The 14,861-nt window shown below is 69.7% G+C and carries 12 protein-coding genes and 2 pseudogenes; 5 read left to right on the top strand and 9 right to left on the bottom strand.

Annotation, left to right across the window (positions count from 1 at the left end):
* Positions 1–104 precede the first annotated feature (104 nt).
* Complete coding sequence (locus ACWDNY_RS21605) at positions 105–647, top strand: DUF5709 domain-containing protein (protein ID WP_451647411.1); 543 nt, start codon at positions 105–107, stop codon at positions 645–647.
* Between the two features lie 4 nt (positions 648–651).
* On the opposite strand, the pseudogene ACWDNY_RS21600 reads toward ACWDNY_RS21605, so the two are convergent.
* Positions 652–987: pseudogene (locus tag ACWDNY_RS21600) on the bottom strand (Si-specific NAD(P)(+) transhydrogenase); the annotation flags it as partial.
* Positions 988–1,173: 186 nt separating this feature from the next.
* Positions 1,174–1,347 (bottom strand): hypothetical protein, encoded by a 174-nt coding sequence (locus tag ACWDNY_RS21595; protein ID WP_451647410.1) that lies wholly within the window; start codon positions 1,345–1,347, stop codon positions 1,174–1,176.
* Between the two features lie 128 nt (positions 1,348–1,475).
* Between ACWDNY_RS21595 and ACWDNY_RS21590 the strand changes: the two genes are divergently transcribed.
* Positions 1,476–2,099, top strand: a complete 624-nt coding sequence (locus ACWDNY_RS21590; protein WP_451647409.1) for a hypothetical protein — start codon at positions 1,476–1,478, stop codon at positions 2,097–2,099.
* Positions 2,100–2,134: 35 nt separating this feature from the next.
* Here the strand turns inward: ACWDNY_RS21590 and ACWDNY_RS21585 are convergent, their stop codons facing one another.
* On the bottom strand, positions 2,135–2,461 hold the full coding sequence (locus tag ACWDNY_RS21585) for a hypothetical protein (RefSeq protein WP_451647422.1): 327 nt from the start codon (positions 2,459–2,461) through the stop codon (positions 2,135–2,137).
* 308 nt (positions 2,462–2,769) lie between these two features.
* Between ACWDNY_RS21585 and ACWDNY_RS21580 the strand changes: the two genes are divergently transcribed.
* The gene (locus ACWDNY_RS21580; RefSeq protein WP_451647408.1) at positions 2,770–4,677 is read left to right on the top strand and encodes a glycoside hydrolase family 5 protein; all 1,908 of its coding nucleotides are present in this window, start codon (positions 2,770–2,772) and stop codon (positions 4,675–4,677) included.
* A 377-nt stretch (positions 4,678–5,054) separates the two neighbouring features.
* On the opposite strand, the gene ACWDNY_RS21575 is transcribed toward ACWDNY_RS21580, so the two are convergent.
* The 5 genes from ACWDNY_RS21575 to ACWDNY_RS21555 are packed head-to-tail and all read right to left on the bottom strand — an operon-like array spanning position 5,055 to position 10,534.
* Complete coding sequence (locus ACWDNY_RS21575) at positions 5,055–6,074, bottom strand: histidinol-phosphate transaminase (RefSeq protein WP_451647407.1); 1,020 nt, start codon at positions 6,072–6,074, stop codon at positions 5,055–5,057.
* A 3-nt stretch (positions 6,075–6,077) separates the two neighbouring features.
* On the bottom strand, positions 6,078–7,097 hold the full coding sequence (locus ACWDNY_RS21570) for a 3-oxoacyl-ACP synthase III family protein (RefSeq protein WP_451647406.1): 1,020 nt from the start codon (positions 7,095–7,097) through the stop codon (positions 6,078–6,080).
* Positions 7,094–7,726 carry an SRPBCC family protein gene (locus ACWDNY_RS21565; protein WP_451647405.1) on the bottom strand — a complete coding sequence of 211 codons (633 nt, stop codon included), beginning with the start codon at positions 7,724–7,726 and terminating at the stop codon, positions 7,094–7,096. The genes ACWDNY_RS21570 and ACWDNY_RS21565 overlap by 4 nt, the downstream gene beginning before the upstream one ends.
* Complete coding sequence (locus ACWDNY_RS21560) at positions 7,719–9,494, bottom strand: thiamine pyrophosphate-binding protein (protein ID WP_451647404.1); 1,776 nt, start codon at positions 9,492–9,494, stop codon at positions 7,719–7,721. The genes ACWDNY_RS21565 and ACWDNY_RS21560 overlap by 8 nt, the downstream gene beginning before the upstream one ends.
* Positions 9,491–10,534 (bottom strand): GlxA family transcriptional regulator, encoded by a 1,044-nt coding sequence (locus ACWDNY_RS21555; protein WP_451647421.1) that lies wholly within the window; start codon positions 10,532–10,534, stop codon positions 9,491–9,493. Before ACWDNY_RS21555 ends, ACWDNY_RS21560 begins: the two co-directional genes overlap by 4 nt.
* 367 nt (positions 10,535–10,901) lie before the next feature.
* Between ACWDNY_RS21555 and ACWDNY_RS21550 the strand changes: the two are divergent.
* Positions 10,902–11,123: pseudogene (locus tag ACWDNY_RS21550) on the top strand (hypothetical protein); the annotation flags it as partial.
* On the opposite strand, the gene ACWDNY_RS21545 reads toward ACWDNY_RS21550, so the two are convergent.
* A complete protein-coding gene (locus ACWDNY_RS21545) occupies positions 11,113–13,452 on the bottom strand; it encodes a SpoIIE family protein phosphatase (RefSeq protein WP_451647403.1) in 2,340 nt (779 codons plus the stop codon). The pseudogene ACWDNY_RS21550 and the gene ACWDNY_RS21545 overlap by 11 nt on opposite strands.
* Positions 13,453–13,979: 527 nt before the next feature.
* On the opposite strand from ACWDNY_RS21545, the gene ACWDNY_RS21540 reads away from it, so the two are divergent.
* Positions 13,980–14,723 (top strand): FadR/GntR family transcriptional regulator, encoded by a 744-nt coding sequence (locus tag ACWDNY_RS21540; RefSeq protein WP_451647402.1) that lies wholly within the window; start codon positions 13,980–13,982, stop codon positions 14,721–14,723.
* The last annotated feature ends 138 nt before the right edge of the window (positions 14,724–14,861 follow it).

The following is a 14,861-nucleotide window of genomic DNA, read 5'->3' as shown; positions in this document are numbered from 1 at the left end:
AAGTTCAACCAATGCTCCGGCCAAGTAGTTTGCTTGGGACGGCAATACCGGGAAACGCGGATGTCGACACTCCTGAGAGACACTGGAAGGAGGGAGGCCCACAGGTGAACACCGATCCGATGGCCGACGACGTCTACCAGCCGACCGAGAACGACGTGCGCGAAATTGACGCCGCACGGCTGGACGACCTGGAGGACGCGGTCCAGGAACCGACCTATGACGAACTCCTCGACGTGGGGTACTCCCCGCCCGAGAAGCCGCTCGGCGTCACCAAGCACGGCACCACCGCGGCCGAGCAGCGGGAGGGCGAGAGCCTCGACCAGCGGTTGATCCAGGAGGAGCCGGATGTACGGGAGCCGGAGGGTGACGGGGTGGGCGACCTGCCCGGCGGCGACGGCGAGCTCATCGACCCGGAGGCGGGTGAGGCGCGCGCCGGCCGCCTGATGGCCCCGGACGAGGGCGTACATCCCGACACCGAGAAAGAGGAGGTCGCCTACGACGTGGGCATCGACGGGGGAGCGGCCAGTGCCGAGGAGGCCGCGGCCCACGTCACCGACGACGACTTCTCGCCGCCCGACGACGACCCCATCCCCCCGGACGATCCCCTGCTGTACCCCCGCCCCCGGCGCCGGCACCGGCAGAGCTGAGGAGTCAGTCCCGCAGACGGTCGATCTGCCGCAGCCTGTTCGTCGCGTCCAGGGCGGCGACCTTGTACGACTCCGCGAGCGTCGGACAGTGGAACAGGGCGTCGACGAGGTGGTCGACGGTGCCGCCGCAGCCCATCACCGTCTGTCCGATGTGCCCGAGCTCGGTGGCCCCCGTGCCGAAGCAGTGCACGCCGGGCAGCGTGCGGTCCTCCGGCGACACCAACGGCTTGAGCATGCCGTGCGAGTCGCCGATGATCTGCCCGCACGCCAGTTCCCGGTAGCTGGAGACGCCCGCCTCGAACGGCACGCGGTCCTCGGTGAGCTGGTCCTCCGGGACCCCACGAAGCTGTCTCGTCGACCATGATCCGCCCGCGCCCGGCGGCGGTCGCTCCGGCCTTGCCAGGTCCAGATCGTCGGTGAGCCCCTGCCGGCCCGTCACCCGTCCCACGCGGCTGAAGAGAGCAGCCCCGCCGTGAGGGAGAACGGAGCAAGCGCTCTGAGCTAGGGCCTGTATCGAAAGTGCTGGTCACAGCCGCTCGTCGAGGACTGCGATCAGCACGGTCGCCTCGTAGTGGACGGCGAGCTCGTATCTCGTGGCGACCGCGCGGTGGCGCTTGAGCCGATTGATGCCGTCTTCGCTCGCGGTTGGGCGCGGGCGGCGACCTCGGGCACCACCGTCGAACCGAGCCTGCTCGTCCATGCTCGACTTGAGCGGTGCTCGCGGCGCTTTCGCATCATGGCCAGGCAAGGAAGCTTTCGACTCATCAGAACCACGCCCGGCCTCTACTCACTAGAGTCAGGGGCCTTGGAGAGTCAAGGGGGAGCTTCGTGACCTTAGCTGTGGGTTTCTTCGATCTGTTCACCTACGGGATACCAGGAGCACTGCACCTATCCTTGATCATTTACGTGCTCACACGCTTGCAGATCATCGATCTCACCAATCTGGCCTCGGGGCCGTCAGCGCTACAGGTGGTCGGAGTCGGCGTTGCCAGTTACCTGTTGGGGCATCTCGCCTATCCGCTGAGTGCCCTCCTGGACAAGGTGGCACCGTGTTGGAACTGGAGTGTCGAGGACGCTCGTCTCGATTTCGTGGCCAGAGTGCCCGAGTCCCGGGACCGAGCCTTCGTGCGCACTGACATATCTCTGCTGCTGGCCGCGGTGGAACTCCACGACAAGGAGGCAGCGGGCGAGATCACTCGGCTTCAAGGCGTCGCGTTGATGCTGCGCAACTCGGCTCTCGCCCTGGTGTTCGCGCTCTTCATCGCGGTGATCGAGCTCGTCGTAGGGTCCGATCGTGTGCTGGCGGGATGCTGCGCGGCGCTGCTGCTCGTGAGCCTGACTGCAGCAGTCAGACACGGGCGCCGTGTGCGGCACTGGGACCGCCTGAAGACGTTGGAGATCTGCTTCTGGATCCCAGACATCGATGACAGGTTCAGCTCCAACCACCAGTGATCACAAGGCGCATCCGCAGGCCTGAGGCTCCAACCTCAGAGCCTCGGGCGTGGATCGAATGTGCTGGTCACAGCCACTCGTTGATTGCCGCGACAAGGACAGTCGCCTCGTAGCGGACCGCCAACTTGTGGTGCCGCGTGGCAACGGACCGGTGCCTTTTTAAGGCGGTTAATACCGCACTCGACCGCGTGCCGTTCGCGGTAGTCAATCGGGTCGAACTTCGGCGGCCGACCGCCAAGCGAGCCACGTTCATTGCGGTTGCGGGCCTGATCGGACTTGTCCGGGATGGTGCAGCGGATGCAGAACAGGTGGTACGCGCGGCCCCACGGCCCGTACTCATCCGGCACATCCCGCCATGGGATACCGGTGCGGACCCGGAAGCGTATGCCGTCGATCAGCTGTCTCCTGGTTCATATCGGCGGTCGGCCGGGCTTCTTGCCCTTCGGTAACAGCGGCTCCATCGCCGCCCATTGCTCCTCTGCCAGATCTCCACGTGCCACGGGCCAAGACCATCTCAGCTCAAGATCCACTTTCGATACACGCCCCAAGTCTGAGCCACTGCGGTGCGCGGATCGCGCCGTGTGTGCCGGCCGTCTGGACCTTCCCGGCGGGACAGGGCACCGTACAGCCCCGGAGAACGGTTTCCCCACACCAATCGAGGGCTGTCCACATGTCGATGGCACCAACTGTCCTGCGGCTGGCCGGAGCGGTCGCCGGCCTCGTGCTCCTGGCCACACAGACGACGACGGCGTCCGCCGCGCCGCCGTCCCGCCCGCCCACCGCCCCACGGGCCGCGTCCGCGGCGCAGACCTGGTATCCGCCCCTGTCCACCCGGGGCCGCTACATAGTCGACGCCCGGGGCGACCGCTTCCGGCTGAAGGGCGCCAACTGGGACGGGGCACAAGGGTCGTGGAAGGGCAGCGGCGACATCGGTGATCCGGCGAGCCATCACGCGGGCCAGGACTCCCACGGGATACCGCTCGGTCTCGACCGCGTTCCGCTGGACGGACTGCTCGCCGACTTCCACGAACTGGGCATCAACACCGTCCGGCTGCCGTTCTCCAACGAGATGATCCACAGCACGGACACGGTGCCCGACAGCGCCGTGCGCGCCAACCCGCAACTGCGCGGCAGAACATCGCTCCAGGTCTACGACGCCGTCGTGGACGCGCTCAGCCGGAGCGCGTTCGCGGTCATCCTCAACAACCACACCAACACCTCCCGTTGGTGCTGCGGGGTGGACGGCAACGAGCGGTGGAACACCGGGCAGTCCACCCGGCAGTGGGCCGACGACTGGGTCTTCATGGCCCGCCGCTACGCCGGGATCCCGGGGGTGGTCGGCGCCGACCTGTACAACGAGGTCAGACGCAACGTCCTGGACGACCCCAACTGGGGTCTGGGCGACGACCACGACTGGTACGCGGCCGCCCAGCTCGCCGCCGACCGGATCCTCACCGAGGGCGACCCCCGTCTGCTCATCGTGGTCGAGGGCATCAACTGGACCGGCCTGCCCGCCGACGGGCTCCCGCACGGCCGGCCGCAGCTCACCCCCGTGCGGACGCTCTCGCACACCCTCGTGGACGCGCACAAGCTGGTGTACTCCGCCCACTTCTACGGATACACCGGTCCGCACCACAGCGGTGCCACCGGCATCGGCGAGACACATGACCAGCGCTACCAGGACATGACCCGCGGGAAGCTGGGCGCGGCGCTCGACGGCGAGGCGTTCTTCGTCGAGGAGAGCGGCCGGCACTACACCGCGCCCGTCTGGGTGAGCGAGTTCGGCATCGGGAGCGGCGAGACGAACCCGGCGGCCCGCACCTGGTTCGGCAACATGACCGACTACCTCGCCGACCACGACGCCGACTTCGCGTTCTGGCCGCTGGTCGGCTTCGAGGGCCACGACGACTGGGCACTGCTGCGCTACGACGACGCCGGGCACCGTTCGGGCGTCCTGGACGCCGACTGGCGCGGCACGGCCTGGCGGCACCTCATGTCCGCGCCCGGAACGACCGGACCCGTGACGCCCGTGCCCGCCTGGCGGATGCTGACCACCGACCACGGCGACGCGGTGGAGTCACTGCGCGCACGGGCGACGGGCGACTGGGACCCCGGGGCCCGCAAGGCCGCCTGCCCCGACGGGCTGCGGCTGATCGGTCTGGGTCACACGAGCGGCCGTGGCCTGTGCACCGACGCCCACGCGGCGGCTCCGGCCACGGACACGGGGCAGACCGTCGTCACCGACGAGCGGTACGTGCCCGCCGGCGGCGACTGGGCGTCGGGGTACACGAAGCTCCAGTGCCCGCCGGGCGGTCTGCTGACCGGCTACAGCGTGCGCGGAGAGCGGGTGTCGGCGGCGCTGTGCGTGCCGGGCCGTACCCCGCTCGCGGGAGCCGCCCGCACCGTGTGGTTCGACCGGGCCGACAACCGTCCCGACGGTGCGGCGGCGGGTGACTTCGCCGAGGGCGACTACAAGGGGCAGTGCGCGACGGACGAGTACGCCGCCGGGATCGCGTTCACCACGCGGTTCGGCAGCCGCCCCGGGCCCGACGCCCTGCTGTGCCGCACCCTGCCGTGAGCGCGTGACCGGCCGGGTACCGCGGTGGGCGCCGTCGGTGCCCGGCCTTGGCGATGATCGAGGGCGGCAATACCGTCCTGATATATCGCGTGAACGCCATACGCCGTCCAGATCGCCCTCGACCTGCTGGCCCGGATGCCCAGGCTCGCCCCTCACCGGCAGGGCCCGGCTCTGGGAACCCCGCCGCCTTGCGGATCGCCACGATGGCGGGCACCGAACTCCGGCGTGTGGATCAGTGGGAACGTGCCGAGGAGGCCAGCCGGGTCGAGGCCCGAACCTCCGACGTGTTCGGGCCCTCGACCGGTCTGTGCACTTCAATGCGTCACCGGCGGGGTTTCGGTGATCTCCCACCTCCCCGGCCGCCGCGGTGGGGTGCTTCACGCCCGCGACGCGGCCCGGTGTCTGGGCAGTCCCGCCAGGGTGGTCAGGACGGTGTCGTTGGCGTTCCGGTCGCCGACGGTGAGCCTGAGTCCCTCGCCGGGGTAGTGGCGCACCTGGACACCGGCGCCGGCGAGTGCCGCGGCGCCCTCGTCGACCGGATCGGGCGCGGCGAGCCAGACGGAGTTGGCGTGGCCGTGAGGTACGCCCCAGCCGAGGGACACGAGTTCGCCTCGGAGCCGTTCGCGCTCTGCGACGACGGTGTCCACGCGTAGCCGCAACTCGCTCTCGGCCCGCAGCGAGGCCTTCACCGCCGCCGTCGCCACCGCATTGATCCCGAAGGGCAGCTGCTGCCGGCGGATCCGCCCCACCAGGTCCAAGGAGCCGAGGCAGTAGCCGACCCGCAGGGCGGCCAGGCCGTAGGCCTTGGAGAAGGTGCGCAGGACCAGGAGGTTGGGATGCGCGTCCAGGAGCGAGGGCGTATCCGGCAGGTCGGTGTCGCGGGCGAACTCGATGTACGCCTCGTCGAGGAGCACGGTGACGTGCCGGGGAACCTGACGCAGGAACGCCGACAGCGCGTCCGCGGCGACGAGGCTTCCGGTGGGGTTGTGGGGATTGCACAGCACCACGACGCGGGTGCGGTGGTCGAGCGCCGCGAGCAGGGCCCCCAGGTCCTGGTGGCCGTCCGGCGACAGCGGTACGGGGACCGGCCGGGCGCCGGCCATGGCGGCCAGGAGCGGGTAGGCGTCGAACGTGCGCCAGGCGTACACCACCGTGTCGCCGGGCCGCACCACTGCCTGGAACAGTTGCAGGGCCACGCCGACGGATCCGCTGCCGACCGCGACGCGGTCGGAGGGCACCCGGCACCACGCGGCGATCCGTTCGGTGAGCTCGTCGGGGTGGAACTGCGGGTAGCGGTGGGCCTGCGCGACGGCCCGTTGCATCGCCTCGCGCACCGACGGCAGTGGGGGATACGGGCTTTCGTTCAGGGAGAGCCGGTGCAGGACGGGGATGTCCACGGCTCAGTCCCGCCCGCCGTGCCAGCGAACGGCGACGGCACCGGCGAAGTCGCCCGCGTGGGCGAATCCGCCGAGCACCATCAGAGCGCCGTCCTCCACCCGCCCGGAGCTGATCGCCCGGTCCAAGGTGACGGGGATCGCCGCCCCGAACAGGTTCCCGCACTCGTCGAAGGTGTTCAGATGCCGTTCCGGCGGCAGTTGCAGCGCTTCTCGCCAGTTGCGCAGGAAGGTGCGGTTGGGCTGGTTGGTGATGAGGACGTCGATGTCGGTGCTCTCCACGCCGAGCCGTCGGCACAGGTCCGTGATCACCTCGGGGACGAGGCGGTTCCCGCGTGCCAGGACCTTGGCGACACTGGCATCGGTGAACCCGATCCGCAGCTGGGACTCGCCCGGCTCCCAGTACTTGCGGCCGTCGTCGACCGCCACGGTCATGTCACCGGCGTACTCGCCTATGTGCCGGGTCTCCAGGTGGAGGACCGGCGACTGTGCCGACGTGGTCAGGTACCCCACGCCGCACCCGTCGCCCGGGATCGCCGCCTGGGCGAGTTTGCGCACTTCGGACTGGGTGAACCACTGCCCGGCGGCGCTCTGCGCGTTGCATATCAGCGCGGTCCTCGCGTCGGTGCTGGTGAGGATCTGCCGGGCCAGCTTCACCATGTACACGAAGGATGCGCAGCCCGCGTTGGCCACGTCGACGAGCCACTCCGGGTTCAGGCCCAGCCGACGCGCCACCTCGGTGCCGGCGCCCACGAACGGCAGGTCCGGCAACTGGCTGTGCACCAGCAGCACGTCGACACCGCGGATTTCGTCCCGGCCGTGCCGTTCGATCAGGGGCTGTACGGCGCGTTCGACCATGTCCGCGTTGGTCTCGTGCCCGGCCACGTGGTGCCGTAACGGCGGGACCTTGAACATGGGGTGGTTGCGGAGCTTGTCCTCGGCTCCGGGGAAGTCCGTGTAGAACTCCGCGGGGACCGGCTCGCCGGGCAGGTAGCTCGCGACGTCGGTGAGGCTGACCGTGGTCACCGCGCCACCGCCTTCGCCGGAGCCGAGACGACCGGCAGGCCGCGCCGGTGACGGTGTTCCAGGATGGCCTTGAGGTTGTGCATCTCCACGGTGTGCCCCGCGTAGAAGAGGTCCCAGTAGTCGCCCACCCAGGGCCGCTCCGGGCGGGGGGCCAGGTCGGGGCGCGGGTTGTCGTCGTAGTAGGGGTGCCGGCAGTTGGTCCAGGTGATGACCGAACCCGGCTTGTCGAGCACCAGCCGGGCCGGGACGACACGCATCAGGTAGATCATCCACAGCGTCTCGCCCTGGTCCCAGGAGCAGTGGTAGTCCACGCTCATGGCCTCGCGGTTGGCGACCACCTTGCAGTAGATCCTGGTGTCGTCCTCCAGCCGGTCGTGACCGACCCACAGCCCCGGTGTGCCGGTGGGCGCGAAGTCCCGCAGGCTGCAGGTCCACTCCTCCAGGTGGTGGCCCTGGCGCAGGTAGTCGTAGACCTGCTCCGGGGGGCAGTCGACGTACTCGTGGATGGTGCAGTACTGCCCGTACACCTGATGGTGGGGGTAGACCGCGTGAGTGAGCTCCATGCAGTGGGCGGTCAGTTCCTCCTTGCTTGCATTCTCGATCCGGACCAGACCGGGGATGTCAGCCAACGTGGACGACTCCTCGCGCATCTGAACTCTCCTTGCTCTCGGCTGCTTGGGTGAAGGACTGGAACGGCAGGAACGGGGGGATCTCCCGTGGGTCACAGGCCACCGTGACGAACGCCGGGCCATCGCCCGCATTGCCGCGCAGCAGTGCCGTGCGCAGCTGCTCCGCGTCGGTGGCTCCCGTGACCTGCAGGTACGGGAAGGCGGCGGCCACGCCGGCGGCGAGGTCGGTGCGGGCGAACCGGTCGTGGTCGCGTACGCCGCCCTGGAAGATCTCCTCCCGCAGCGCGCACATGGCGTGTGCGTTGTTGTTGAAGATCACGAACGTCACGGGTGCGCCGTACTCCACGGCGGTGTGCACTTCCATCCCGTGCATGAAGAAGGAGCCGTCGCCTGCGAGGACGTAGGTGCGCCGGCCGGTGGCGAGCGCGGCGCCGATGCCGGCACCGAAGGTGTAGCCCATGCCGCCCATGCCGACCGCCACCACGAAGCGTCCCCGGCGCGGTGCCGGGAGGAGATGGACCGCGCTGGCTCCCGCGTTGCCGGCGTCCACGAAGACGTGTGCGTCCTGCGGGAGTGCCGCCTCCACCGCGGCGACGGCATCGGCATGGGTGACTGTTCGCTCCCGGGCCGGAAGGCGCGGGCCGGGCACGAGGGTGGGAAGGGCGCCGGCGTGCGGAGGGCAGGGACGTGGGCGGGACGGCAGCCGGGCGGTCACGGCGCGCAGTGCGTCCCGTAGGTTCCCGCCCAGGGCGGTGCCCGCCACGAACGGGGGTTCGGGGCCGATGCAGACGACGTCCGTGGCTGCCAGGGCCCGGTCCAGGCCGCCGCTTGCCAGGAGCGGCAGCCGGGTACCGGCCAGCAGGCACACGTCGGCCCGCCGCAGACAGTCCTCGACGTTGGCGTGGCCCATCACCCCGGCCACGCCGGCGAATCGGGGATCGCGGTTGTCGAAGACGTCCTTGGCGTCCGGGGTGACCGCCACCCACGCCCCGAGGGACCGGGCCAGGTCCGCCAGATCCTCACGCGCGTCCTCGGCGGCGACGCCTTCACCAGCGATGACGAGGACGCGGCCGGCGCCGCGAAGGGCGTCCACCACGGCGTCGACGGCAGCCGTGTCGAGTCGCGCCGCGGATGCCGCCGGAGAACCGGCCGGGGATGCCGCAGCGTGGCCGCCCGTTGCCGGGGCCGCGTCGTGGGCGGATGCCCGGATCAGCGCCTGCTGCACGTCCTTGGGCAGCAACAGCACGGCCGGCCCCCGTGGGTGGGCCTGTGCCGCAGCGACTGCCCGGGGCAGCAACCGCGCGAGGGAGTCCGCGTCATCGACCCGGGCACAGAACCGGGAGACGGGTGCGAAGACCGCCCGGGCGTCGAAGGAGCCCGTCTTGCCGCTGGAGTCCTGGAACGCGCCGTGCCCCTCCTGGCTGGTCGGCGGCTGACCCACCAGGGCCAGTACGGGCACCCGGGAGGCGTGGGCCTCCGCCAGACCCGGTACGAGGTTCATCGCCCCACCGCCCGAGGTGGCGGCAACCACGCCGAGGCGCCCGGTGGTACGCGCGTATCCGTCGGCCATCGTGACGGCGGAGAATTCGTGTTTGGCGACGACGCAGTCGATGGCTCCGCCGCGGTGCACGGCGTCGTACAGGTCCTCGATGTTCGCGCCGCCGACGCCGAACATGTGGGTGACGCCGGCCCCGGCGAGCTCCGCGGCCAGACAGTCGACCAGGCGTACCGTTTCCGCCTCGCGTAATTCCGATGTCGTGCTGGTCATGCGGGGCTCCCCTCCCGCTCGTGGCGCCGGTCGATGAGGCCGGACGGCGAGATCACCTGAAAGCGGTGCCGATATTCCCTGGGGGTGAGTCCCAGGGTTCTTCCGAAGGAGCGGAAGAACGTCTCGGTGGTGGCGAACCCGCAGCGGCCGGCTATCTGGCTGATCGTCAGGGCCGTGGTTTCCAGCAGCTCGCGGGCGCGGACGATACGCGACCGCTCGACGTACTGACCGGGTGTCGTGCCCACCTCGCGACGGAAGACCCGGGCGAAGTTGCGCTGGCTCATGTTGGCCTGCCGCGCGATCTCGGCCACGGACAGCGGACCGTCCAGGTTGTCCAGGATCCACTCCTGCGCTGCCCGGATCGGCGGATGGTCGGCCAACTGGGCGTCGAGGACGGCGCTGTACTGGGACTGTCCTCCGTGCCGCTTGAGGAACAGCACCAGGAAACGTGCCGTCTCCAGCGCGAGCGCCGACCCGTGATCGGCCTCCACCAGGGCCAGCGCCATGTCAATCCCGGTCGACACACCCGCGGAGGTCACGAAGGGACCGTCCCAGACGAAGATCGGTTCGGCGTCCACCGTCACATCCGGATAACGGCCCGCCATCGTCTCGCTGTACGCCCAGTGCGTGGTGGCGCGTCTGCCGTCGAGGAGGCCCGCCTCGGCCAGCAGGAAGGATCCGCCACACACGGAGGCGACTCTGCGTGAACGGGCCGCTGCCCGGCCGATCCAGGACACGAGCGTCTCGTCCGCGAGCGCGTCGCTCAGGCTCCATCCACCCGGCACGAGGAGCGTGTCGATCGGACCCTGCCCCGCCTCCAGCGGCGAGGCCTCCACCACCATCCCCGCACTCATGGGCACCATTGGTGCGTCGGCGGAGACGAAGTCGGTCCGGTAGGGGACGCCCGAGGCACCCAGGAGCCGGTTCGCGGTATCGAACACTTCAATCGGTCCGGTGATGTCCAGGGCCATCGCACCCGCGTACACCACCACAACAACACGTCGCTCCAACACGGTCACAGCCTGTATCGGATCTCGCACCGGCTGCAATGACAGATTATTGACGCATCCGGCCAACGAGCGGCGCGGAGCGGGCAGATAGGGCGCTGGTCAGGCACTTCCTGTGCCGAGCCTCGGCGATGGGTGAGGCAGCTCACAGCAAGTCTGCTGTCACCCTTGCTCGTTGACGGCGTGACTACCGGTGTTCGTCGTGGTGGTACCTCCCCGGTGGGAGACCACGGACAGGCTGCCGGCGCCCGCCCCGGTGACCGGCGGCGGCCGCCCGCGGGGCGGCCTCCGGACCGATGGGTGGCCGCGGTGGTCACCTCTGACTCACCGGGTCGGAGGAACCTGGTCGACCGGCGGGGAAGTGTCCGCGAGGCGCCGCGTCCACGGCTCGCACGCACAGCGGGTCTCGACGGCACCCGTCGTCTCCCGCGACGTCATCGGCGACCCCGCGTCCTCGACGCCGCCCTGACCCAAACCGACGGCACCTTGGCCAAGGTTCTTCGGCTGGTACGACAACGAGCGGGGCTACACCGACCGGCTGCTGGACCTGACGCAGCTGGTGTCCGACGACCGACGGCAACGGACCGCGGACGTCGGGTCCCGGCGCGTCCTCACAGCTTGAGGCTGAACCACGTCGTCTTCCCCTCGTCCGTGGGCCGCACGCCCCAGTCGTCGGCGAGGGCACGAACGAGCAGCAGGCCGCGCCCGGACTCCGCGTCCTCCGCCGCGAGGCGCGGCTGGGGCAGGTGGGGGTTGCGGTCGCTGATCTCCACGGTGAGATCGGTGTCCGTGCGGCACACGTGCACCCCGATGGGGCCCTGGGCGTGCTGCACGGCGTTGGTGAGGACCTCGGAGAGCAGGAGGAGAGCGTCGTCCGTCGTGCGCGCGCAGCCCCACGTACTCAGTGCCTTGTCGAGGAAGTCCCGGCCCGCCGGCACGGATTCGGGCGTGGCGGGCAGGTCCGTGGTGGCCGTGGCCAGCGGAGCCGCGGGCAGCTGCGTCAGCAGCAGCGTGACGTCGTCGTGGCCGTCCGCGTCGGGCAGGAGCATCGACAGGACGTGGTCGGCGGCGGTCTCCAGGTCGGGTGCCGCGGTCGGGAGCTCGTCCAGGGTGGAGACCAGTTGCGTGAGCTTGTCCTCGATGTCGGTGCCGGGCGTTTCTATCAGGCCGTCGGTGTAGAGCACGAGGGTTGCTCCCGGCTCGACGGTGCCGCAGCACTGCTCGTAGATCACCCCACCGACACCGAGAGGGGCGTTCACGGGCGCCGGAAGCGTCCGGGTGCGTGCGCCGGGGACGGCGACGAGTACCGGCAGGTGGCCGGCGGAACACACGGTCACCTCTCCCGCGTCGGCAGCGATGACCAGGTAGCAGCAGGTGACCAGTTGGTCGGGGACGTCGAGATCGGCGACGACGGTGTCCAGCGCCTGCATCAGCTGACGCGGCTGCAGCCCGGTCTTGGCCAACGCATGGGCCGCGGACCGGAGTTGCCCCATGACAGCCGCGGCTTCGAGACCCCGGCCCATCACGTCGCCGATCAGCACGCCCACCCGGCCGGCGCCGAGCGGGATCAGGTCGAACCAGTCGCCGCCGACGCCTGCGCCCTGGGTCGCGGGCCGGTAGCGGCTCGCGGTGGCGAGGCCGGGGATGGCGGGTGGTGTGCCCATCAGGCTGCGCTGCAGGGTCAGGGCGATGTGCCGCTGCTGCTCGTACAGCTCCGTCAGCTCGGCCTCTGCACGCTTGCGGTCGCTGATGTCCCGCACGATCGCGCACGCCCCGACGACCTCGCCGTCCGCTGCCCGGGTCGGCCACAGGGTCACGTCGACGTCCAGCAGTTCTCCGGAGCGGGTGAGCCGCAGCGTCTCGAAGTGCTCGACCTTCTCACCCTGGCGCAGCCGCTCCAGAAGCGCGGTGATCTCGTGCTTCCTCGCGGCCGGTGCCAGCATGGACACGTGCCGCCCCAAAACCTCGTCCGCCGCGAACCCGTACAACCGCTGTGCCGCGGCGTTCCAGTAGGTGATGTGGCCGTCGAGGGTCTTCGCGAGGATCGCGTCCTGCGAGGACTCGACCAGTGCGGCGAGCTCGTTGATGCGCTCTTCGGCTGCCTTGCGTTCGCTGACGTCGCGTACGGCGGCGGAGACGAGGAGGCCGTCGGTGGTCTCCAGGGGGCTGAGGCTGATTTCGACGGGGAATTCGGTGCCGTCTTTGCGTAGTCCGTACAGGTCGAGTCCGGCGCCCATGGGGCGGACCTGCTGGTTGTGGGCGTAGCCGTTGCGGTGTGCGGTGTGGTGGGTGCGGAAGCGGTGGGGGACGAGGAGTTCCACGGGGCGGCCCAGGAGTTCTTCGCGCTGGTGGCCGAAGAGGGCTTCGGTCTGGGCGTTGACGAGCCGGATGGTGCCGGTGTTGTCGACGATGACCATGGCGTCCGGCGCCGCCTCCAGCAGTCCCCGGAACCTCTCTTCGGCTGCCTTGCGTTCGCTGACGTCGCGTACGGCGGCGGAGACGAGGAGGCCGTCGGTGGTCTCCAGGGGGCTGAGGCTGATTTCGACGGGGAATTCGGTGCCGTCTTTGCGTAGTCCGTACAGGTCGAGTCCGGCGCCCATGGGGCGGACCTGCTGGTTGTGGGCGTAGCCGTTGCGGTGTGCGGTGTGGTGGGTGCGGAAGCGGTGGGGGACGAGGAGTTCCACGGGGCGGCCCAGGAGTTCTTCGCGCTGGTGGCCGAAGAGGGCTTCGGTCTGGGCGTTGACGAGCCGGATGGTGCCGGTGTCGTCGACGATGACCATGGCGTCCGGCGCCGCCTCCAGCAGTCCGCGGAACCTCTCCTCCGCGGCGCCCGGCACACCCGCGGGGGCCCGGGCACCGCACCGGCACGTGTCGAGATCCACCGCGCCGGTGGGACCGGGTGGTGCTGCTTCGGTCAAGTCGCCCATGTCGTCCTCGCCCCCCTGGCTCACGATGAGTAGGTCATCTCAGCGCAAACCGTGCGGTTGTACGGTGCCATGTCGTGTAGTGGCGCCACAGTGCCCGAACTTGTCCACTGACGACGGTCACGCTGACCGCTCCTGCGCGGCGCCCGCCCGGTCACCGCGGGAGCGACTCTTGCACGGGCGCCCGTTGCCGGCCGGTGGCCGATGACGGCCATGCGGAGCACGGTGGCGCGGACCGAGTCGGTCACCAGGTCTGGGCGGTGCTGTTCGGGCGTGATGGAGACCGGGCGGGCGCGTGCCCAGGTGTGCTCGACGAAGGCCGGTGGCCCCGTTGCAGGATCGCAGAGAACATCAGGGGCGTTTGCCCGCCAAGGCACCGTCTTCGTCGGGGAGGGAGTGTCCTCCGCAGCAGGCTGCGGAGGCATACATTATGTCTAGATGCAAACGTCAGACATTAGCCAGCCCCTGCGCATAAAATCAGGCATCCACTAGCCCCTGCACGTAGCGCGTCGGCAACGGCGCGTGATCGGCAACGAGAGAAGCGGGACTGCAAGATGGCCATGAAAGCGAGCGGCGACGCACCACGCAAGGTGATCGGTCGGACGGTGTTGCGACCACGGGAGCAGGTCGAGGAGACCATCAGGGCCGCCATCCTGTCCGGCGAGCTCAAGTCCGGCGAAATGCTGCCTCCGGAGGCGGAACTGGCGCGCCAGTTCAACGTCAGCCGGACGACCTTGCGCGAGGCCCTGCGGGTGCTGTCGTCGCAACATCTGATCACAAAGGTGCCCGGGGCCAGGGGCGGCAACTTCGTGCAGTCGATCGACTACCACTCCCTGGGCGACGTCATGATGGAGTCGGTCGACAACCTCCTCGCCCTGGGCAGCATCGAGTTCGACGAGGTGGCCGAGGTCCGGCAGCAGCTCGAGGTGCCTTCCGTACGCCTCGCGGCAGTCAACCGGACCGACGAGCACGTCCAGCAGTTGACCGCCATCGTTGAGCGGCAGAAGACCGCATCGGTGGACGATCCCGAGATCCCGGAGCTCGACCGCCAGTTCCACACTTTGATCGCGCGGGCCTCCGGCAATCGCGTGCTGGCCAGCTTCGTCGCCGCTCTTCACCACGCCACCGAGCCGGTGCACTACCTGGACCTCTCGCCCGAGGTCGGCCGCGAGACCGTCAAGCAGCACCAGCGGATCGTCCAGGCCGTCCAGCGGCAGGATCCGGACGCAGGCGAGGCGGCGGTGGTCAAGCACCTCACCTACCTGAGGCGCCACATCACAGCACATCGGACTCGCTGACGGCCTGCTCCTGAAGGGCGCGCACTGTACGGATATTTAAATGTTGGACCTTGCGCGCCCTGTCTATTGTCACTAGCGTGCCTGTCGTCACACCTGCTGTGACCCGCGCTACACCACCCGGTGTCGCCAGCAGCGCGG

The sequence above is a fragment of the Streptomyces sp. NPDC003697 genome (assembly GCF_053587115.1).
The sequence above is the reverse complement of the archived record's forward strand: the minus strand, read 5'-3'. Positions and strand labels throughout refer to the sequence as shown.